Here is an 18,016-nt window from a genome sequence, read left to right on the forward strand (position 1 = left end):
TTGGTTATATGTTATGTTTTTTATCTATCAATTGGCTTCAGATAACAAAACAATGTGATAACATGCTGATAAAATCAGTGTTACAAAAGGAGGAATACAAATGCCATTATTACGTTTCGATCTGATAGAAGGCCGTGATCAAAAAGCATTACAATCGCTATTAGACACTGCTCATCAAGCGATGGTAGAGGCGTTTGGCGTGCCGGAGAGTGACCGATATCAAATTGTGCACCAGCACCCCGCGAATGAGCTCGTGATTCACGATACCGGATTAGGATTTCATAGAAGCAAGGATTTGATCGTGATCAGCATTACAAGTAAAACAAGAACAAAGAGCCAAAAAGAGAAATTATATGCCTTGCTGGCTGAAAAACTAGAAGCAGAATGCGGTATTTCCCCGGAAGACCTAATGGTTTCCATTACGGAAAACGGTGATGCTGATTGGAGTTTCGGGCTCGGCGAGGCACAATTTTTGAATGGTAAGTTATAAGATGGTGAAACTTCTTCATCTGCTTTACACTTAGCGAATGGCCATCAATGAAATAAAAAAGAGAGATCCTTATTCAAGACCTCTCTTTTTTTATTTCTTTTTCAAAAAAGCAGAAATAACCAGAATGAAAACAGCCAGCAAAACGAAATATAACGGTGTGATCCAGATTTGGTGGATAGAATCAGGGTCTCCCTTTTTATACCCAGTTTCGATTCCTATGTAATTCCAATGAAAGCTGACAGGGTTTTGATCGTATATATAAAATTCAGGCAGATAGAGCTCCGGTTTGCTGATTTGAACAACAAGATAAATGATGATTCCCATTAACAACAGGATAGCTGTTAGTAACTTTTTCACGGAAGGATCCTTTCCTATTTTTGTATGTTGACATCATCCTAACATCTCTTTTTATATATGTAAAATAAAAGCTGATTCATAACATGGCTCCTAAAATAAAAAGTCATGTAAACGGTATGACCCACTTACATGACTTTCTCACTGACACAAACCCTTTCTGCGGATGCTCTGTTTCTTTCCATTATTTCTCTTCTTCGCACACTGTAACACCAGGCTCACAAAATTGATCGGCCCACGCTTGCATTTCTTGAAATACGGCTTGCAGCGCGGTTCCTTTTTCAGTCAGCGTATAGATCACTTTTACCGGTGTCTCGGGAAGAACCCGGCGTTCAACAATTTCGTTTTGCTCTAGCTCTTTAAGGCGCTCTGCCAGCATTTTTTGGCTGATCATCGGTATGGTTTCCGTTATCTCTTTAAATCGTTTCGGCCCATCCATTAGTACATGGATGATCAGACCGTTCCATCGTTTTCCCAGCAATGAGAAAGCTGACTCCATTTTAGGGCACATTGTATTTCCCACTAGTCTTCATCCCTTCATCTATTGTTTGACAAGTATTCACTGATCCATTAAAATTATCTTTCAAGTTACATTTAGTAAGCTTCTAACTTTTCTATTATCATACCACGTTTACCCGAAGGAGGAAACATTATGACTGATACTCTGGACATTTTGCAAGCACGGGCATCTGTTAAGGAATATGATACCAATGCCCCGATCTCTAAAGAGGAACTGACTGATCTTTTGGAGCTCGCCACTAAAGCGCCTTCTGCATGGAATCTGCAGCACTGGCATTTTACAGTTTTCCACAGCGATGAATCAAAAGCGGCTCTTCTGCCTGTAGCATATAACCAAAAACAAATTGTTGAATCTTCTGCTGTCGTTGCCATTTTAGGCGATCTAAAAGCGAATGAAAACGGTGAAGACGTTTACGCTGAACTGGCAAACCAAGGTTTCATCACGGATGAAATCAAACAAACGCTTCTTGGCCAAATTAACGGTGCTTACCAAAGTGAACAGTTTGCACGCGATTCCGCTTTCTTAAATGCTTCATTGGCTGCTATGCAGCTTATGATTGCCGCAAAAGCGAAAGGTTATGACACCTGCGCAATCGGAGGATTTAATAAGGAGCAGTTCCAAAAGGAATTTGATATCAGCGAGCGCTATGTTCCGGTTATGCTTATTTCTATCGGGAAAGCAGTGAAACCTGCACACCAAAGCAACCGCTTGCCTCTATCAAAAGTATCAACTTGGCTGTAAATCTAAGAAAAACCTTAGTCCGGATAAACACGGACTAAGGTTTTTTTATTGAAACGTATCTTTGTACCATTGGCGAGCCTGTTCAGCTTCATGCTGTGTGAGCTGATGGCCACCATCCTGCCAAAAAACTGAAGCAGATGCCCCGCTGTCAAGCAAACAGCGGTGAAGCTCTTCCGATTCTTCCTTTGTGCAAAGCGGATCATATTTTCCCGCCCCAATGAAAACAGGAAGCCCTGTCATATTGGGAAGCTCAAGCCCCCGTATCGGCACCATAGGATGATGCAGAATAGCCCCCTTTAAAACATCCGCATAATGAAAAAGCAGGCTCGCCGCGATATTTGCGCCGTTTGAGTAGCCGACTGCAATCACCCGGCTCCGGTCAAACTGATGCGTTTGTGCCGCCTCGTCGATAAAATCTTTCAATTCTTTTGTCCGCTCAACGAGATCCTTTTCATCAAATACACCTTCGCTAAGGCGTTTGAAAAAGCGCGGCATTCCATTTTCGAGCACTGATCCCCTGACCCCGAGCAAATGAGCATCCGGATCTATAAAACGGCCCAATGAAAGGAGATCATCCTCATTTCCTCCGGTTCCATGTAACAGCAGTAAAACGTTATCAGATGTCCCTTTTTCAAAAATATGCTTCATCATGTCCCCTCCTACAATTCAGGCAAAATATCTGTAATTTGTTTGCGGTGTTGCTCCAGCCATTCAGGCAGCTTTAAGGATGTCCCCAGCTCATCAAACGTTTCATCTGTCATAAAGCCTGGTTCATCTGTGGCAATTTCAAATAGGATGCCGCCTTTTTCCCTGAAATAAATTGATGTGAAATACTCCCTGTCCAGAATTTCTGATGAAGGGAGATGTTTTTCAGCAATCATTGGCTGCCACTTGGCCTGCTCCTCACTCGTTGTCCGAAACGCTATATGATGAACTGTTCCATAACCGCCGACGCCTCTTTTTTCCGGCTGCAAATGAACGTCAATCACGTTTCCGACAGCCGCTGCGGATTTCAGTCTAACGATCTGATCTTCTTCCGCTGCTTTGCTGTATCCGAAGCTTTCCTCTAACAATTGAATCGTTGCTTTCGGATCATAGGAGTACAGCAGCACGCCTCTCATTCCGGTGATGGCTTCATGTTCTGAAATGCCGTCAGGTGTCCACTCGCTTTTTCCGCTTTCGCCGTCTTCCATGATTGCTAACGGAAGGTCTTCTGTATCATCAAAGATCAGCGCGTGTTCCCCGCATAGCATTTTCTCCTCTGCATTCAGTCCATTATTTTGAAGGCGTTCCTTCCAGAAAGCCAGAGAGCCTTTAGGGACTGAAAAGTAAATCCGGCCGGCTTGGCCTTTCCCTACCGTCCCCTGCCCGCTTCCTTGGAACGGGAAAAAGGTAATAATGGTCCCTGGATCTCCATTTTGATTCCCAAAGTAAAAATGATATGTTCCCGGGTCATCGAAATTCACTGTTTTTTTGACAAGCCGAAGCCCGAGCACTTCTGTATAAAATCGCAAATTTTCTTGCGGATCTCTGGCAAATGCTGTGACATGATGCAATCCTTCTGTTTTCATCTTTTCACTCCTAAATTATCTTGGTTTCGAGATATTTATTATTTTAAACCTATAATGTGCAGGATGCAAACCATGTGATTTAATTAAATAATTGAAAAAATCATTTTTTTCTAATAATTATCTTGTGATCTTATCTTACAACTGCTATTATAGTGAGCATTATCATGTTTCAGGAGGAAAGTAAATGGTTAAAAAAGCACTTATTGTTATACTCATCATTTTACCATTCATTCAGCTTGCACTTTTGCCGTTTGTGAATCGAATCGAACCGATTATTATCGGCCTTCCTTTTTTCCATTTTTGGCTGCTGCTGTGGATTATTATTACGCCGGTATGTTCGTTTGGCATTTACCTGGTGCAAAAAAAAGATGGAGGAATTGAATGATGCAAGGAAATCTCACTGCACTTATGATTACGGCTATTATCGTATTAACTGTTGTCTGTATCGGATTTCTCGCCGGGAGAGACAAATCATCGCGAACCTCGGTGGAAGAATGGTCTGTCGGCGGCAGACGTTTTGGAGGCCTTCTCGTTTGGTTTTTAGTAGGCGCTGACCTTTACACGGCATATACTTTCTTAGGCCTGACCAGTACGGCTTACACAGGCGGAAGTGTTGCGTTTTTTGCAATTCCTTACTCCGTATTGGCTTATTTTATCGCCTATTTCTTCCTGCCGAAACTTTGGAAAGTTGCGAAAATTCACAAATTAACAACTCTCGCTGATTATGCGCGGGAACGTTTTGACAGCAAGCTGTTGGCAAGTCTCGTTGCAATTGTCGGTGTCCTGATGCTTATCCCATATATCTGTCTTCAGCTTAGCGGAATTCAAGATACGCTTCAGGTGGCGGGGACCGGCTATATCAACGTAAAGTTCGTTGTCATCATCTCATTCATTCTAGTTGCTCTTTACACGTTTTTCAGCGGGATTAAAGGGCCTACTTTTACAGCCATTATTAAAGATATTTTAGTATGGGTGATTATGCTGTTTATGGTCGTTTCCCTCCCTCTTATTCATTTCAACGGCTGGACGCCGATGATTGATACATTGGTAAAGGAAGCGCCGCAAATGCTGACGATACCGACAGAGGGCCCAAAAGGCATCCCTTGGTTTATTACAGCATCTATTGTATCCGCCTTGGCACTTTTTATGTGGGCACATGCCGCTACAGGTGTATTTACGGCGAAAAGTGCCGATGCAGTTAGAAAAAACAGCATGTTTTTGCCGCTTTATAACATCGTTTTAATCTTAGTTATTTTCCTTGGTTTTATCGCTTTTCTTGTGCTGCCGGAAGATACAAATCCAAGACTGGCGCTGCTGCATCTGATTCAGACGTCTTACGGCGGCGTGGCACAAGGTTTTGCATACGCTACTATCGCCCTAGCTTCATTGATCCCTTGTTCGATCATGGCTATCGGAGCATCGAATTTATTTGCCAATAACTTATACCGTGACTTGATCCATCCAAATGTGTCACAAAGCAAACTGACCCTTATTACACGTTCCATGGTGTTTGTCGTGATCGGTCTTGCTCTTCTATTTGGAATGCTGTTCCCGACTGCCTTAGTAACACTTCAGCTTTTAGGCGTTTCCGGTATGGTGCAGATCTTCCCGGCGATTGCCGTCAGCTTATTCTGGAAGAACCAAACGAGAGAGGCAACAGTGATCGGATTATTAGCAGGCCTTGCGGTTACGTTTATTGTGTATATCACTCAATCTGCACACGGCATTTATGAAGGTTTCTGGGGATTGTCCGCCAATATCATCGCTGTAGTCATTCTCAATCCGCTGTTTGTAAAAAGAGCAGGTTCGAATCCAGTCAAAGAAGGTTTATTTGGTAAAAAAACTGAACCGAATCCGAATCAGAAGGGTGCTTAAAAAAAGCCATACGCGGTAGCCGCGTATGGCTTTTTTACATTTCTTTTTTCAGCGTTTCAATTGCTTTTTTCATTTGCGTATCATTATTTGACAGCTTTTGTTGAAGTTCTGTCATTAGTTTTGTTGTAGTATCGCCAGTCAGCACGCCTGTTTGTTTCAGATTCTCTTTTTTCTGGAACTGTTTGACGACTGATACAAAATCTTGATCATACGTACTGTTTACCTTCACCTGATAGCCAAGTGCTTTCAGCATTTGCTGAGCGACTTTGACTTCAGTGCCTGTATTGCCTGATTTGTACGTTTTATCAGCGTCCAAATATGGGAGCTTCGCGTAATCAGGAAGTTCTGCTTTCACTTGCGGCTTGATGCCTTTTTTATGAATCCATTCACCGTCAGCAGTCAGCCATTTGGCCATTGTCAGTTTGACTGTTGAGCCATCCTCATACTCTTTTGCGGTCTGCACTGTGCCTTTTCCGAATGTGATTTCTCCAATTAACGGAATGCCTGACGATTCATGAAGGGCAGCGGCCATGATTTCTGCAGCGCTCGCTGTTCCGTCATTTACTAAAACGACAGTCGGCTTGGTGACTTTTCGTTCTTTTTCCGCTTTCATGACTTCTTTTGAGCCGTTTTTGTACTCAACCTGCATAATATTTTTACCTTTATCAATAAACAGATTGCTCATTGTAATCGCCTGGTCCATTAAGCCGCCCGGATTGCCCCTCAAGTCTAAAATATAGCCTTTGGCACCTTTTTTCTCTAAACTGTCGATCGCATTTGTCAGCTCTTTAGCAGTTGTTTCAGAGAAAGAAGTGATTTGAATCTCACCGATATTGTTGTCTTTCATCTCAGAATAGACGGTCTCAACAGGAATCGTATCGCGCTTAATGGAAAGATCAATCTCTCCCACTCCCGCTCTGTTCAGCTCAAGCTTCACTTTTGTGCCCTTTTTGCCGCGGATTAAAGCGACGGCTTCATTTACATTCATGCCTTTTACGCTTTTCCCGTTTACTTTCAGGATTTGATCCTTCGGTTTGATTCCGGCTTTTTCAGCAGGTGAACCTTTGATTGGCGCAACAATAAGGATTTCACCGTCTTTTTCCTCTACTTGCGCTCCTATTCCTTCAAAGGATGCAGAAATGCTTTCTTCGAATGATTTTCCTTCCTCTTGATCCATATAGGTAGAGTAAGGATCGTCCAGAGACTCAATCATTCCTTTAATTGCTCCGTCTACTAATTTGTCATCGTTTGTTTCCTTGTAATAATCACTTTTGATTTGCTCATACGCTTTATTTAATTTATCGAACTTACTATCTCCTGCGCTTGTTGATTTTTGGCCCAGAATGCTTGAATTGCCCGTAATAAATAAAGTCAGCGCCGAAGCGACAACCGCAGTGATCAGCACAACAAAAAACAGTTTCAATTGCCGTTTCAATTAAACACCACCTTTTCTTCTTACATTATTATCATGGACGATTTCCTATTCGTCAACTCGGAGCAGAAAATATAGAGATCCGCCCTTCTTTATCGTTTCATAAACCTATGTCTTTTCACGACATATAATAACCAAAAAGGAGGATACCATTTTGAGCCGATATTTAGAAATGCTGTCCTTATTCGGTGTCTCAGGTGCACATCCAGGCGGGCTTGCTTTTTCAAAAGCCGTATTGCAAAAAGCGGCACCTCCGCCTGATCAGCCGATTCTTGATGCCGGATGCGGGACGGGGCAGACTGCGGCTTATTTAGGACATTTGCTTTATCCTGTCACAGTCGTTGATAAAGACCCTGTCATGCTTGAGAAGGCGAAAAAAAGATTTGCAAATGAAGGGCTGGCCATCCCTGCATATCTTGGAGAGCTGGAACGTCTTCCGTTTTCTTCGGCGTCCTTTTCCTGCGTCCTGTCCGAATCCGTCCTCAGTTTTTCCCATCTGACATCCTCCCTTCAAGAAATTAATAGAGTATTGAAGCCGGGTGGAATGCTGATCGGTATTGAAGCGGCGCTTAAAAAGCCGATGCCTCCGCGCGAAAAGAAGCAAATGATGGACTTTTACGGTTTTACAAAGCTTTATAACGAATCGGAGTGGATGGACTCGATTCGTTTCCATGGATTTCAGAAAACAGAAACGATCACCCTTTTGCCGGAAGATATGGAATTTGAACCGACGACAGAAATGGATGTATCGCAAGCAATCGCTCCTATCTACTATGAAACGCTTCAGTCCCATTATGACCTCATGCAGGCATACAGCGAGTATATGGGTCATTGTATCTTTATCGCATACAAGTAAAACGGCGCTTCACCCCCTCTTTTCGTCCAACCTTTTTTGTTTATCTATCATAAGCTGATAGAAAGACGGATTAGGAGGGAATTATATTGGAAAAATACTATCATATCTGCCGACAGCACCAAGGAAAAGTTGCTAGAATTACAGAAAGAAACGGCAGGGTCCATGTGGGCAGAATTACACGGGTAACCAACCGCAAGGTCTTTATTGCTCCAGTTACTTCAGGGGGCCCAAGAGGCGGATTTGGCTATGGATATTGGGGCGGCTACGGATTTGGATATGGAGCCGCATATGGTATTGGCCTTGGGCTGATTACAGGTGTGGCGCTCGCCGGTTTATTCTTTTTTTAATGGAAAAACCCGCTTAACCAATGGTAAGCGGGTTTTTATTTTATATCTTCTTCACTTTTTCAAAGTATTCTTCTAATGTTAAGTCATTCTCATGAATAACCTTTGCAGCCTTTTTGCCTACATAACGCAAATGCCATGGTTCGTATTCGTACTTCGTGATGTCTTCTTTGTTTTTAGGGTAGCGAATGATAAAACCGTATTTATATGCATTGTTCTGCACCCATTTTCCGTCTTCAGTGCTGCCGAACGCCTCATTTAGCTCAAAACCGTTGCTTCGGCTGGAAATATCCATTGCCAGACCTGTTTGATGTTCGCTTTCACCCGGATATGCGACAGCTTCTCTTGCTTTCTTTTCCCCTTTTAAGCTTACTTCATTTTTAAAGATAACCTGCTGTCTGTCATACGAGCGGTATCCTGACACGGCTGCCAGCTCATAGCCATCCTTTTTCGCTGCATCAAACATCGTTTTTAATGCGTCTGCTGCTTCTTTTCTGATGTATCGCTTTTGTATTTTCTCTTCAAAAGAAAACTCGACATCAGGGATAACTAGATCGCTAGGTTCATAGTCTCCTGGCAGTGCGTATTGCTTATTGACAAGGGCGAGGATATTTTTTGGATTTTGAATGGTTTCCAGGCCGTCTACTTTTTTAATGTTATTGAAAAACTTGCTTTCCAATAAGAACTCACTGTCCTGCGTATTTGTTTTTTTGCTGTCAGCTGTTTTTTCTTCTGTCTGTTTTGATTCTGCAGTGGTTTTCGTATCCTTTTGAGCATCTCCATTTGACATGCTGCAGCCGGCTCCGACAATTGCCGTCACACTCAAAGCGGCGGCCAGCGAGAACCATTTACCGGACTTTTTCATCATCACATTACCTTCCTTTTATCAATCGTTTCCGTATCCATAAAGAAGGGCTGCCGGCACCCAGCACGCCTCTTCATTTATTTTATTTTGATACAGAATGTAAAGCCACTTCTATCATATCATGAAAAGTGGTTTGACGCTCTTCTGCTGTTGTTTCTTCTCCTGTTAAAACGTGATCGCTCACGGTCAGGATGGACAGCGCTTTTCTACCGTGCTTCGCTGCCAATGTATACAAAGCGGTTGTTTCCATCTCTACGCCGAGCACACCGTATTGGGCAAGCTTTTCAATTTGAGAATCGTCATTGTAGAACTGGTCAGCAGTAAATACACTGCCTACCGTCACTGGTACGCCTTTATCCTTAGCGGCGTCATAGGCATTTTTCAAAAGCTCGAAATCTGCGTTAGGCGCGAAATCGATACTTCCAAAAGCGACTCTGTTCATTTGTGAATCAGTAGAAGAAGTCATGGCCAAAATGACGTCGCGTACTTTGACATCTTTACGGATGGCGCCGCAAGAGCCTACTCTTATTAAATTTTGCACATCATAGCTTTGAATTAATTCATTGACGTAAATTGAAATGGATGGAACACCCATGCCCGTGCCCTGCACAGAGATTTTTTTGCCTTTATATGTACCTGTAAATCCATACATGCCTCTGACTTCATTATAGCATTCCACATTTTCAAGATACGTTTCAGCGATAAATTTTGCTCTTAAAGGGTCCCCCGGCAACAGTACCGTATCCGCAATTTGTCCTTTTTCCGCACCGATATGTACACTCATCTCATATCCTCCTCAACCAAAATTAACGATCAGTCCGTTCATTTTACAACGGATGTCATGATGAGACAAACTTCAGCATTGATTATAAAGGAATGTTCCGAAAAAAGAAAATGATCCGGGGTATTTTTAGGCGCCATTAGAGAAAATCGGGATAATTGAGCTGCTTATATGAGAACCTAACGGCAAAAGGAGGGATGAAACATGGGTAAGAAACAGCGTAACCGGATAACCGGACAAAAAAAGAATAACCACATACCTGCTAAAGACGTTATCGCGGCTGAAGAGGCGCACGAAAAAGAGCATTCCGCGGCCAAACGAAAACCTTAAAAAACAGAAAACTGCGGATATCCGCAGTTTTCTTTCGTTATGTTGTTTGCACAATCAGACGATTGATTTTCCTCCATCCGGCGGGAAGCAGTTTATAATATGTTTTCCCTTTTCTGCCTTCATCAATCAAAATCACATCCCCTGTGGCCATAAATCTCGCATCATAATCACTTGGAACAGTATCGAATACATTAAACAAAGAGAACGCTCTTTTTAGCACGTCTTGATGATTGCTCCCGTTCAGTTCAGTTCGATAGACGGCTCTGTAGCCTTTTTTTTCACCAAACCGGGGTGTTTGAAATATTGTCACATCGTAAAAACAAGACTTCTTTTTAAACACGGATAACATCATCAAGATCCCTCCCTTTTATTTCTATAACATATTAGCGTTTCGCCCTCTTTTTCCTCTCTCTACTTTTGTCGAAACGAATGAAACTTTTCGTCAAAACCTTTCATGAGGAAAAACAGCAGCAGGCCGAGACTGAAGCCTCCTAAAACGTCAGTTAAAAAATGCACGCCGAGGTAGACTCTGCTGGCACCAACCAAAATAACGACAGTACCGGCGATTATGTATACCGCTTTTTTATGCTTTGACAAAAACGGGATGTGTTTCACTAAAAAGTAGGCGATTACTGGATAAACACAAGCAGCGTTCATGGAGTGGCCGCTCGGAAAGCTGAAGGACGACTCATGAACGAGCGGTTCAAAATCCGGCCTTGTCCGTTCGATCCACTCTTTTAATATTTTGTTTAACAGACGATCCGCTCCGAATATGAAGAGCATCAAAAAACCATCCAAGGTTCTCTTGTAAAAAAACAGCCCTGCCCCAATGACTACGATAAGTGGCAGTAAAAAGGAAGTAGCACCAAGATGAGTCACCCAAATCATCACATCATTCAGCCAAGGCTGACGGATAGCTGCGGCTGCCTTACTGATCATTTCATCTGCTGATTGAACAGCAGATGTATGAATAACCGCGGCTAAAAAAAGAAAGAGAAGAAACAGACTGACTGGCTTGTACAAGATTTTCCCTCCTTTATTTCTCAAAAATTCATATCAGCCGAATAAAAAACCGGAGCTGGCCGCTCCGGTTTCAAGCCTTAACAATCTTCATCCAGCTCTTCATCTATCATACATTTTTCTATCAGATAATCAAAGGTAATATCGGCGATTTCAAACAGCTCATCTTCACTCGGTATGTAGCCCCGTCTTGCAAGCTCTCTGTAAAAAAATTCAGCGATTTCTTCCGTGTCAATCACAAGATCTATTTCTTTCATAACCGTACCGCCTCCTTTTTTATGTTTTATGAAAAAACGGGATGAATTATACCCGGTGTTCTAAACAATTCTTTCATTCATATATATTGAATAAAAAAACAAGCCATAGGAGGCTGACAAATGATCGCTAAAATGATGGAAGCACTGGACGGAGAAAGATTCGATATGGTGATGGAAAAAACGCTCAATGGTATGACGCATGTCATGATTTGGGGCTGTCTGCCTTACTTTTTATATGTGATCATCCGCTTGTTCACAAACTAACTGAAGTGTTCTTTTAAACTTTCCAGCACAAACATCATCATATCTTTATATTCTTCATCTTTAAACATTTCGTACAGAATTTTGTAGTCGTTGTAAATATCCAAAAGCTCATCAACAATTGATACAGCCAGGATGCGCAGGGTATCTTGATCTTCATCTTCGCCTTCAAACTGAAGAAGAGCAGACGGTACAATATCTTCGCCGATCTCATGGGCAGTTTCTCCGACATAATGGACAAACAAAAGCTGATGCACAAACTGGTCCATTTCATACTTTCTGAGAACCAGCGTGAGATCCTCTTCCTCCGTTTCAAGCCACTCTCCATCCTTTAAACGAGTCAGCTCATAAATAATATCTTCCCAGCCATCTTCTAAATATCTCCAAATTTCTGTTCTGTGGCCGATAATGCGAAAGAGTTCTTTTCCATAATCTTTTACATAAACAACATCTCCAATGAGGAATTCATATTCAATATCAAGTTTTTCCATATCGACAATGACGCCTTCATAATCTTTATATAATTGAATGGACGATTCAAAATATAAGACTTCATTGTGGTTTACTTCATAAAGATAGTGCTTATCGATTTGGTGTACTTTTGTGATTGTGCCGACTGTCCCATACATAATGACGACTACGATATCTCCTACTTGGAATTTCGGTTTATTTTGCTTCATGGTGTCTCCCCCTCGCCGCAACATTTCTCATACGCTATCGTATGCTGGGTTACACCAATTCGCATGGGCATGAAAACCATTGGAAGTATCCAATTATGGTATGTGTATGCACACAAAAAATCCGCAGCGGATCTGCGGATTTAAACATGTGGTTATTTGCCGTGCACCTCGGCCTCGTATTTTTCCCAAGCTTCATCAAACGTAGCCATCGTGTCCAGATAATCAACATTCAGCTCCAAATATGAACTGATTTCGTGATAATCGGTTGATGTTTTTGGGAAGCTGTGATCCTCATACGCCTGATTGGCAAACTCACTGATGCTGTCCTGCGGTTTAGGATGTCTGTATTTCAATAAATAGTGATAAAAGGATTTCATGGGTTTCCCCTCCTGGTGTCTGTCTTTTGTTGTTCTATTATACAGTGCAAGTGTAAAATTACAACAAAAGAATAACGAAACATCATTCAGGAAAAATCAAAATAGTTGCGTTTTAATATCCTTTCCGTTTCCATGAGCTGTTGATACGTCAGACTTTCAGGGAGTTTTTTTGTGTTGATTAAAAACAGCTGATCCTCAATATCCTTTATCGTCGAATCCTCTTGGTAGGCCATTCCGCAAGAAGAGCAAATCATCGCGGGGGTGTTTGTCAGCTCTATGGCTCGTGTGCCGTCAGGAAGCTCCCAATAAACCGTGTTCGTGCCAGGCTGCGCCTCAGGCACACCGCACCATACGCATGTTTTCATGAAGAATCCCCCCCGCTTTCTGCCTCTTTTTCTTTTTTCTGCTGGGCTAAAAATTTCTTTTCCTTTAGCTGGTCTCTTTTCTCCCGCCGGTCCTTTAAGGTTTCGTGCCCCGGCTTCGCTGTATATGCTTCTCTCCTTTTGATTCTGGCCACGTTTTCCGGTGTGAAAGAAATCTCTTTGTCGGCAAGGATGGCACTCAGTCCAATTGGCTCTTTTTTGTCAGCAGCTTCAGGAAAAACAGACTCAAAATAGGCGTCAGCCTGGTTAGGGATATAATGTTCAGGTTCCGGATAAGAGGTAATGACTCCTTCAAAATTTCTCAAGATGATTTTGTCAGGACTTTGCGATAAAACATAATTTGGCTGCAGTGCGATCTTCCCGCCGCCGCCTGGTGCGTCAACGACAAAGGTTGGTACCGCGTAGCCTGAAGTATGGCCTCGCAGCCCTTCAATAATCTCCAGCCCTTTTGAAACCGGAGCTCTGAAATGTCCGATGCCTTCTGAGAGATCACATTGGTATATATAATAGGGACGGACTCTGATTTTCACCAAGTCATGCATAAGCTTTTTCATAATTGTTACCGAATCATTAATGCCTGCTAGCACGACGGCCTGATTTCCGACCGGCACACCTGCGTTCACCAGCTTTTCGCAAGCCTCAACGGATTCCTCCGTCATTTCGATGCTTGTGTTGAAATGGGTGTTCAGCCAGACCGGATGATATTTCTTTAAGATATCGCACAGTTGATCGGTGATTCTCTGAGGAAAAACAACAGGCGCTCTTGTGCCGATTCTGATAATTTCCAAATGCGGTATACTGCGCAGCTCTTTTAAAATGTATTCTAAAATTTGATCATTGATCAGCAACCCGTCCCCGCCTGAAATCAGACAGTCCCGGATCTCGGGTGTCTCCCGAATGTAGGCGATCGCGGCATCAAGCTGCTTTTTAGGGACGCCCATTCCGATTTGACCGGAAAAACGCCTCCTTGTGCAGTAGCGGCAGTACATGGAGCATTGGTTCGTGACAAGGAATAGGACTCGGTCGGGATAACGGTGTGTCAGACCGGGTACCGGAGAGTCTTCATCCTCATGAAGCGGGTCTTCCAGGTCGTATTTTGTTTTGTGCATCTCTTCAGAGAGCGGCACAGACTGCATCCGTATCGGACATCTGGGGTTGTCGGGATCCATTAAGGAAGCATAATAGGGTGTGATATTTAAGGGGATCGTTTTAGTAGAAATTCTGACGCCTTCCTCTTCTTCTTCGGTCAGGTTAATCACTTTTTTCAAGTCATCTAATGTTCTTACAGTATGGGTCAGCTGCCACAGCCAATCATTCCATTTTTCTTCCGGAACATCCTTCCATAACTCTATCTCCTTCCAATGCCGTTTCGGTTTATACCATTTGTTTGTCAAATGAAATTCCTCCTCGTGCATTTCTTTTTCACTTACAGGCGCTTGCACCAGATATTCATATTTTCGAGCCCTTCTCCTATATAACAATTATTGATCAGCCTTCCGCTATACTGATACCCGGAATGATACAGGACCGCATTCATTCCAAAAGATGCAGCGCGGGCGAGTGAAAATACTTGAAAGATATCTTGCTCTCTCATTTCTTTTTCTAATGCATCTATTAAAATACTTGTCAGCGAACGGCCCCGATAATCGGGAAGCACGGCACAGTCCGTCATTTCGGCATGCCCCAGCTCAGGATTGATATCTGCGCTTGCCGCGCTAATCAGACGGTCATCTTCAAGCATGACATAATAAAGCGTATGCTCATTCATCGTCTTTTCAATATAGGCGGGATCAAACACAGGAGTCGGATACGTGCGGAATACTTTTTTATACAGCATAGATAACTGATACATGTCGTTTGTTTCTGCTTTTCTCATTGTAAAAGGAGACCTGTCTTCGATTTGTGGCTGAGGCTTCAATTTATATAATAGCTCTATCATTTCCTGCTCGGATAAATAGGTATCTGTTTGTCTTCGTTTTTCTGTGAGATAACGGACCATGACGGCAGCGCGATGGCCGAGATAGTAGCCTTCGAGAAAGCCCTCCGGCGTAAACAATTGTTTAGCCAGCTCCGCCTCGTCATGCTGTTTAGTGTACACAATAATTTTTTCGGCGCCCTCCTCTTCAGCCGCTGTCATAATATCAGACAAGACTTCCTGAATAGCGCCTTCATAACGAATGACTCTAATTCGTTTATTAAAGCGGTCATTGTCTATGACAGCCGTGACACCGCTATTCTTTACTGTTTTGATCATCAGCATCCTCCCCGTCTGTATGAAGCCCGCACCAATCCATCACAAAAAGAGCAATAATTTTAGCTGATTCTAACATGGCTTCAACCTCAATATACTCGTTTGCCTGATGTGCCGTTTTCGTCTCTCCCGGTCCAAAAACGATAACAGGAGTATCTCCCGCATGATACAAAAGGCCGCCGTCTGTCCCCCAAGGCGACGCTTCGATGATCGGCTGTGTTTGTTTCATTTTTTGATAGGCTGACTGCAAGACTGATAGTAAAGGATGGCCATCAGGCAAATCATTCGGCAGCCATTGAGCCCCGAACCATTCCACTTGAATTGGATGGCGTTTAAACCATTCATCATGGTATTGTAAATCTTTCAGCCAGTTTTCCAATTCCATTTTCACGGCTTCAGGCTTTTCATGAGGAGCAATTCCGCACCTTCCTTCTATGACGACGCGGTCTGCTACCGAGGACGGCCATGTTCCGCCTGAGATAGTGCCAATATTGATTGGAACCGGGATTGGGATATGATCATAAAGCGGGTCAGAAATTCTTGCATTGCGGACTTTTTCAAGCTCTTGAATGGCTGTAATGACATGCATGCTTTTTTCAATGGCGCTGACACCTTCATATCGTGTGCCTCCGTGTGCCGCTAATCCTTTAACCGTGATCCGAAACCACATCGAGCCCTGCTGTTTAATAAAAAGCTTCATATTGGTCGGTTCCGGAATTAGCGCCCCGTCCGCACGATAGCCTCTCATAATGGCAGAAAGTGTTCCGGCGCCGCCGCACTCTTCATCTATAACACTCTGAAACAATACATCGCCCTTCAGTTTGACATCGCAGGCGTGCAGAGCTTCTAATGCAAATAGAAGGGCTGTATTGCCTCCCTTCATATCAGTGGAGCCGCGGCCGTAAATTTTACCATTTACTTCGGCAGCTTGAAACGGTTCATACTTCCATTCCTTCAAATTTCCTTCTGGCACAACATCGATATGCCCGTTTAAAATCAGAGATCGTCCTCCGCCCTCTCCCGTTTTTTTAGCGACAATGTTCGGGCTCTCATGAAAATCCGACCGGTCTGATATAAAATAGGGATGCTGTTTTAATTGTTTTAGGCTCGGCTCCCACACATCAATGTCCATATGAAATTGCCTAAGCTTTTCAAGGACTACTGCCTGGGCGTTAAATTCCTTGCCAAGTGTGCTTTTTTCTCCAACCAGCCTTTTCAAAAGACGAATGGCTTTGGCTGAATGCTGATCAAGCCATTCGATTACTTTTCTTTCAATGTCCTGCATCATCACTCCCCCTTTTAAGAAAAAGGCATATCTACCATTATTTCAGCGTCGGTCAGACCGATCACCTCGTCAATAGTTGAGCCATTCATCAGTTCTTTTAAAATAAAATGATGCCGGCCAACTGCAAGAACTGCTTTTTCAGTAATGATCATATCTACACAGCCTGCTGCTGTTAACGGAAGGGTGCAGGCTTCTGTTAATTTAGGCCTCCCTTTTTGATCGGTATGGCTCATGACGACAACCACTTTTTTCGCTTTTTGGGCGAGCTCCATCGCACCGCCCATGCCTGGCACCTTTTTTCCGGGTACAAGCCAATTCGCAAGGTCTCCCGACTGGCTTACCTGCAAAGCGCCTAAAATCGTAATGTCAATCATGCCTCTTCTGATCATGGCAAAAGACATCGTTGTATCAAAATAAGATGCTCCCTTAACAGCACGGACAGGGAATCCCGCGGCGTTGCATAAATTTTCATCCTCATTCCCTTTTTCGGGACTTTCGCCAATCCCGAGTACGCCGTTTTCCGCCTGCAGCATAACCTGCATGTCAGGCGGCAAAAAGTTCGGCACCAAGGAAGGGATGCCGATACCGAGATTCACCATCATGCCTGGTTTGATTTCAGAAGCAGCCCGTCTGGCGATCTGCTCTCTTTCTGTTACTCCCAAGCCCATTTCCACCTCACCCCTTCACTTCTCACAACTCCCTCAACAAAAACCCCAGGCGTTACAATCATTTCTTCTGCAATATCACCCATCGGCACAATCGTCTCAGCCTCGGCAAAGGTTCTTTTGGCGGCCATTGCCATAAGCGGATTCATGTTGCGCGCTGTTTTGTCATACGTTAAATTGCCGAATTCATCTGCAATGCAGGCATTGATGAAGGCAAAATCAGCCGTCAGCGCTTCTTCAACCAAGTATTGTTTCCCCGCTACAGACACAATCTCTTTTTTCTCACATACCATTTGATTATCAATGCCGATATCGGTCAAAATGCCGCCAAGGCCGGATCCGCCGGCGCGAATCCGTTCTGCGAGAGTGCCCTGAGGCGAAAATCGAACCTCTAATGTGCCGTCTGTCATCTGTTTTCCGGCTACAGGATTTGAACCGATATGCGATGCAATCAGTGTCTTGACTCTTTTATTGACAATAAGCGGTCCAATCCCAATCTCCGGGAATCCGGCATCATTGCAAATGACAGTTAATTCTTTCACACCGCTGTCCAATATGGCTTCAATCAAAGAAGGAGGAGAGCCGACTCCTCCGAAGCCGCCAAACATAAGGACCGATCCATCACGCACATCTGCAATTGCCGATTCAATGCTGATCGTTTTTTGAAATGGTGCCATA

General features: G+C 43.4%; 26 protein-coding genes. 8 read left to right on the forward strand and 18 right to left on the reverse strand.

Features of this window, described 5'->3' with window-relative positions; all coding sequences use genetic code 11:
• Nucleotides 1-100 precede the first annotated feature (100 nt).
• On the forward strand, nt 101-490 hold the full coding sequence (locus MTN95_RS16220) for a tautomerase family protein (protein ID WP_024121746.1): 390 nt from the start codon (nt 101-103) through the stop codon (nt 488-490).
• Between the two features lie 90 nt (nt 491-580).
• Here MTN95_RS16220 and MTN95_RS16225 read toward each other — a convergent pair whose 3' ends face one another.
• Both MTN95_RS16225 and yodB read right to left on the reverse strand, forming a co-directional pair.
• On the reverse strand, nt 581-847 hold the full coding sequence (locus MTN95_RS16225; RefSeq protein ID WP_024121747.1) for a hypothetical protein: 267 nt from the start codon (nt 845-847) through the stop codon (nt 581-583).
• Nucleotides 848-1,028: 181 nt separating this feature from the next.
• Nucleotides 1,029-1,367 carry a transcriptional regulator YodB gene (yodB, locus tag MTN95_RS16230; RefSeq protein ID WP_024121748.1) on the reverse strand — a complete coding sequence of 113 codons (339 nt, stop codon included), beginning with the start codon at nt 1,365-1,367 and terminating at the stop codon, nt 1,029-1,031.
• A 129-nt stretch (nt 1,368-1,496) separates the two neighbouring features.
• Between yodB and MTN95_RS16235 the strand changes: the two genes are divergently transcribed.
• Nucleotides 1,497-2,105 (forward strand): nitroreductase family protein, encoded by a 609-nt coding sequence (locus tag MTN95_RS16235; RefSeq protein WP_024121749.1) that lies wholly within the window; start codon nt 1,497-1,499, stop codon nt 2,103-2,105.
• A 45-nt stretch (nt 2,106-2,150) separates the two neighbouring features.
• Here MTN95_RS16235 and MTN95_RS16240 read toward each other — a convergent pair whose 3' ends face one another.
• Together MTN95_RS16240 and MTN95_RS16245 are read right to left on the reverse strand one after the other, a co-directional pair.
• The gene (locus MTN95_RS16240) at nt 2,151-2,753 is read right to left on the reverse strand and encodes an alpha/beta hydrolase (protein WP_248339020.1); all 603 of its coding nucleotides are present in this window, start codon (nt 2,751-2,753) and stop codon (nt 2,151-2,153) included.
• An 11-nt stretch (nt 2,754-2,764) separates the two neighbouring features.
• On the reverse strand, nt 2,765-3,676 hold the full coding sequence (locus MTN95_RS16245; protein WP_105992053.1) for a ring-cleaving dioxygenase: 912 nt from the start codon (nt 3,674-3,676) through the stop codon (nt 2,765-2,767).
• Nucleotides 3,677-3,860: 184 nt separating this feature from the next.
• Between MTN95_RS16245 and MTN95_RS16250 the strand changes: the two genes are divergently transcribed.
• Together MTN95_RS16250 and MTN95_RS16255 are read left to right on the forward strand one after the other, a co-directional pair.
• Nucleotides 3,861-4,061 (forward strand): DUF3311 domain-containing protein, encoded by a 201-nt coding sequence (locus tag MTN95_RS16250; RefSeq protein WP_105992052.1) that lies wholly within the window; start codon nt 3,861-3,863, stop codon nt 4,059-4,061.
• Nucleotides 4,061-5,551: a sodium:solute symporter family protein gene (locus MTN95_RS16255; RefSeq protein WP_059293347.1), complete on the forward strand. Its 1,491-nt coding sequence runs from the start codon at nt 4,061-4,063 to the stop codon at nt 5,549-5,551. The genes MTN95_RS16250 and MTN95_RS16255 overlap by 1 nt, the downstream gene beginning before the upstream one ends.
• A 34-nt stretch (nt 5,552-5,585) precedes the next feature.
• On the opposite strand, the gene ctpA is transcribed toward MTN95_RS16255, so the two are convergent.
• The gene (ctpA, locus tag MTN95_RS16260; protein ID WP_248338988.1) at nt 5,586-6,986 is read right to left on the reverse strand and encodes a carboxy-terminal processing protease CtpA; all 1,401 of its coding nucleotides are present in this window, start codon (nt 6,984-6,986) and stop codon (nt 5,586-5,588) included.
• Nucleotides 6,987-7,137: 151 nt separating this feature from the next.
• Between ctpA and MTN95_RS16265 the strand changes: the two genes are divergently transcribed.
• Nucleotides 7,138-7,839: a class I SAM-dependent methyltransferase gene (locus MTN95_RS16265; RefSeq protein WP_248338990.1), complete on the forward strand. Its 702-nt coding sequence runs from the start codon at nt 7,138-7,140 to the stop codon at nt 7,837-7,839.
• A gap of 86 nt (nt 7,840-7,925) precedes the next feature.
• Nucleotides 7,926-8,186, forward strand: coding sequence for a hypothetical protein (locus tag MTN95_RS16270; RefSeq protein WP_248338992.1), 261 nt, complete (start codon nt 7,926-7,928; stop codon nt 8,184-8,186).
• 40 nt (nt 8,187-8,226) lie between these two features.
• Here the strand turns inward: MTN95_RS16270 and MTN95_RS16275 are convergent, their stop codons facing one another.
• Both MTN95_RS16275 and deoD read right to left on the reverse strand, forming a co-directional pair.
• Nucleotides 8,227-9,048, reverse strand: a complete 822-nt coding sequence (locus MTN95_RS16275) for a D-Ala-D-Ala carboxypeptidase VanY (protein WP_044155508.1) — start codon at nt 9,046-9,048, stop codon at nt 8,227-8,229.
• A gap of 82 nt (nt 9,049-9,130) precedes the next feature.
• Nucleotides 9,131-9,832 (reverse strand): purine-nucleoside phosphorylase, encoded by a 702-nt coding sequence (deoD, locus tag MTN95_RS16280; RefSeq protein ID WP_024121757.1) that lies wholly within the window; start codon nt 9,830-9,832, stop codon nt 9,131-9,133.
• Nucleotides 9,833-10,033: 201 nt separating this feature from the next.
• Here deoD and MTN95_RS16285 point away from each other — a divergent pair, with 201 nt between their 5' ends.
• Nucleotides 10,034-10,159, forward strand: a complete 126-nt coding sequence (locus MTN95_RS16285; RefSeq protein ID WP_024121758.1) for a hypothetical protein — start codon at nt 10,034-10,036, stop codon at nt 10,157-10,159.
• Nucleotides 10,160-10,196: 37 nt separating this feature from the next.
• Here MTN95_RS16285 and yodL read toward each other — a convergent pair whose 3' ends face one another.
• The 3 genes from yodL to MTN95_RS16300 all read right to left on the reverse strand — a co-directional run bounded on the left by yodL (nt 10,197) and on the right by MTN95_RS16300 (nt 11,436).
• Nucleotides 10,197-10,511, reverse strand: coding sequence for a shape determination protein YodL (gene yodL, locus MTN95_RS16290; protein WP_038954208.1), 315 nt, complete (start codon nt 10,509-10,511; stop codon nt 10,197-10,199).
• A 59-nt stretch (nt 10,512-10,570) separates the two neighbouring features.
• Nucleotides 10,571-11,182, reverse strand: a complete 612-nt coding sequence (locus MTN95_RS16295) for a phosphatase PAP2 family protein (RefSeq protein ID WP_105992049.1) — start codon at nt 11,180-11,182, stop codon at nt 10,571-10,573.
• Nucleotides 11,183-11,259: 77 nt separating this feature from the next.
• Nucleotides 11,260-11,436 carry a YozD family protein gene (locus MTN95_RS16300; protein ID WP_010334612.1) on the reverse strand — a complete coding sequence of 59 codons (177 nt, stop codon included), beginning with the start codon at nt 11,434-11,436 and terminating at the stop codon, nt 11,260-11,262.
• Between the two features lie 120 nt (nt 11,437-11,556).
• On the opposite strand from MTN95_RS16300, the gene MTN95_RS16305 reads away from it, so the two are divergent.
• Nucleotides 11,557-11,700 (forward strand): hypothetical protein, encoded by a 144-nt coding sequence (locus MTN95_RS16305; protein ID WP_105992048.1) that lies wholly within the window; start codon nt 11,557-11,559, stop codon nt 11,698-11,700.
• Here the strand turns inward: MTN95_RS16305 and MTN95_RS16310 are convergent.
• From MTN95_RS16310 to MTN95_RS16345, 8 genes are all read right to left on the reverse strand, one after another.
• Nucleotides 11,697-12,377, reverse strand: a complete 681-nt coding sequence (locus MTN95_RS16310; protein WP_010334614.1) for a hypothetical protein — start codon at nt 12,375-12,377, stop codon at nt 11,697-11,699. The two genes, MTN95_RS16305 and MTN95_RS16310, sit on opposite strands and share 4 nt — an antisense overlap.
• Nucleotides 12,378-12,529: 152 nt before the next feature.
• Entirely contained in the window at nt 12,530-12,754 is a 225-nt protein-coding gene (locus MTN95_RS16315) for a YozE family protein (protein WP_010334616.1), read from the reverse strand.
• Nucleotides 12,755-12,840: 86 nt separating this feature from the next.
• Complete coding sequence (locus MTN95_RS16320; protein ID WP_105992047.1) at nt 12,841-13,119, reverse strand: YokU family protein; 279 nt, start codon at nt 13,117-13,119, stop codon at nt 12,841-12,843.
• Entirely contained in the window at nt 13,116-14,531 is a 1,416-nt protein-coding gene (kamA, locus tag MTN95_RS16325; protein ID WP_105992077.1) for a lysine 2,3-aminomutase, read from the reverse strand. The genes MTN95_RS16320 and kamA overlap by 4 nt, the downstream gene beginning before the upstream one ends.
• A gap of 32 nt (nt 14,532-14,563) precedes the next feature.
• Nucleotides 14,564-15,391, reverse strand: a complete 828-nt coding sequence (ablB, locus tag MTN95_RS16330; protein ID WP_105992046.1) for a putative beta-lysine N-acetyltransferase — start codon at nt 15,389-15,391, stop codon at nt 14,564-14,566.
• Nucleotides 15,369-16,679, reverse strand: coding sequence for a peptidase (locus MTN95_RS16335; RefSeq protein ID WP_105992045.1), 1,311 nt, complete (start codon nt 16,677-16,679; stop codon nt 15,369-15,371). Before MTN95_RS16335 ends, ablB begins: the two co-directional genes overlap by 23 nt.
• Before the next feature lie 8 nt (nt 16,680-16,687).
• Nucleotides 16,688-17,341, reverse strand: a complete 654-nt coding sequence (locus tag MTN95_RS16340) for a 3-oxoacid CoA-transferase subunit B (RefSeq protein ID WP_024121766.1) — start codon at nt 17,339-17,341, stop codon at nt 16,688-16,690.
• Nucleotides 17,326-18,015, reverse strand: a complete 690-nt coding sequence (locus tag MTN95_RS16345) for a CoA transferase subunit A (protein WP_044155490.1) — start codon at nt 18,013-18,015, stop codon at nt 17,326-17,328. Before MTN95_RS16345 ends, MTN95_RS16340 begins: the two co-directional genes overlap by 16 nt.
• Nucleotide 18,016 lies beyond the last annotated feature (1 nt).

Origin of the sequence: Bacillus sp. 2CMS4F (assembly GCF_023161785.1) — a bacterium.
Lineage (GTDB): Bacteria > Bacillota > Bacilli > Bacillales > Bacillaceae > Bacillus > Bacillus halotolerans.

Bases quoted from the DNA above. Each gene is read 5' to 3' on its own strand.
- MTN95_RS16220 (WP_024121746.1), top strand. From the start codon at position 101: ATGCCATTATTACGTTTCGATCTGATAGAAGGCCGTGATCAAAAAGCA.
- MTN95_RS16235 (WP_024121749.1), top strand. From the start codon at position 1,497: ATGACTGATACTCTGGACATTTTGCAAGCACGGGCATCTGTTAAGGAA.
- MTN95_RS16240 (WP_248339020.1), bottom strand. From the start codon at position 2,753: ATGAAGCATATTTTTGAAAAAGGGACATCTGATAACGTTTTACTGCTG.
- MTN95_RS16245 (WP_105992053.1), bottom strand. From the start codon at position 3,676: ATGAAAACAGAAGGATTGCATCATGTCACAGCATTTGCCAGAGATCCG.
- MTN95_RS16250 (WP_105992052.1), top strand. From the start codon at position 3,861: ATGGTTAAAAAAGCACTTATTGTTATACTCATCATTTTACCATTCATT.
- MTN95_RS16255 (WP_059293347.1), top strand. From the start codon at position 4,061: ATGCAAGGAAATCTCACTGCACTTATGATTACGGCTATTATCGTATTA.
- MTN95_RS16275 (WP_044155508.1), bottom strand. From the start codon at position 9,048: ATGAAAAAGTCCGGTAAATGGTTCTCGCTGGCCGCCGCTTTGAGTGTG.
- deoD (WP_024121757.1), bottom strand. From the start codon at position 9,832: ATGAGTGTACATATCGGTGCGGAAAAAGGACAAATTGCGGATACGGTA.
- MTN95_RS16285 (WP_024121758.1), top strand. From the start codon at position 10,034: ATGGGTAAGAAACAGCGTAACCGGATAACCGGACAAAAAAAGAATAAC.
- yodL (WP_038954208.1), bottom strand. From the start codon at position 10,511: ATGATGTTATCCGTGTTTAAAAAGAAGTCTTGTTTTTACGATGTGACA.
- MTN95_RS16300 (WP_010334612.1), bottom strand. From the start codon at position 11,436: ATGAAAGAAATAGATCTTGTGATTGACACGGAAGAAATCGCTGAATTT.
- MTN95_RS16305 (WP_105992048.1), top strand. From the start codon at position 11,557: ATGATCGCTAAAATGATGGAAGCACTGGACGGAGAAAGATTCGATATG.
- MTN95_RS16310 (WP_010334614.1), bottom strand. From the start codon at position 12,377: ATGAAGCAAAATAAACCGAAATTCCAAGTAGGAGATATCGTAGTCGTC.
- MTN95_RS16315 (WP_010334616.1), bottom strand. From the start codon at position 12,754: ATGAAATCCTTTTATCACTATTTATTGAAATACAGACATCCTAAACCG.
- MTN95_RS16320 (WP_105992047.1), bottom strand. From the start codon at position 13,119: ATGAAAACATGCGTATGGTGCGGTGTGCCTGAGGCGCAGCCTGGCACG.
- ablB (WP_105992046.1), bottom strand. From the start codon at position 15,391: ATGATCAAAACAGTAAAGAATAGCGGTGTCACGGCTGTCATAGACAAT.
- MTN95_RS16340 (WP_024121766.1), bottom strand. From the start codon at position 17,341: ATGGGCTTGGGAGTAACAGAAAGAGAGCAGATCGCCAGACGGGCTGCT.
- MTN95_RS16345 (WP_044155490.1), bottom strand. From the start codon at position 18,015: ATGGCACCATTTCAAAAAACGATCAGCATTGAATCGGCAATTGCAGAT.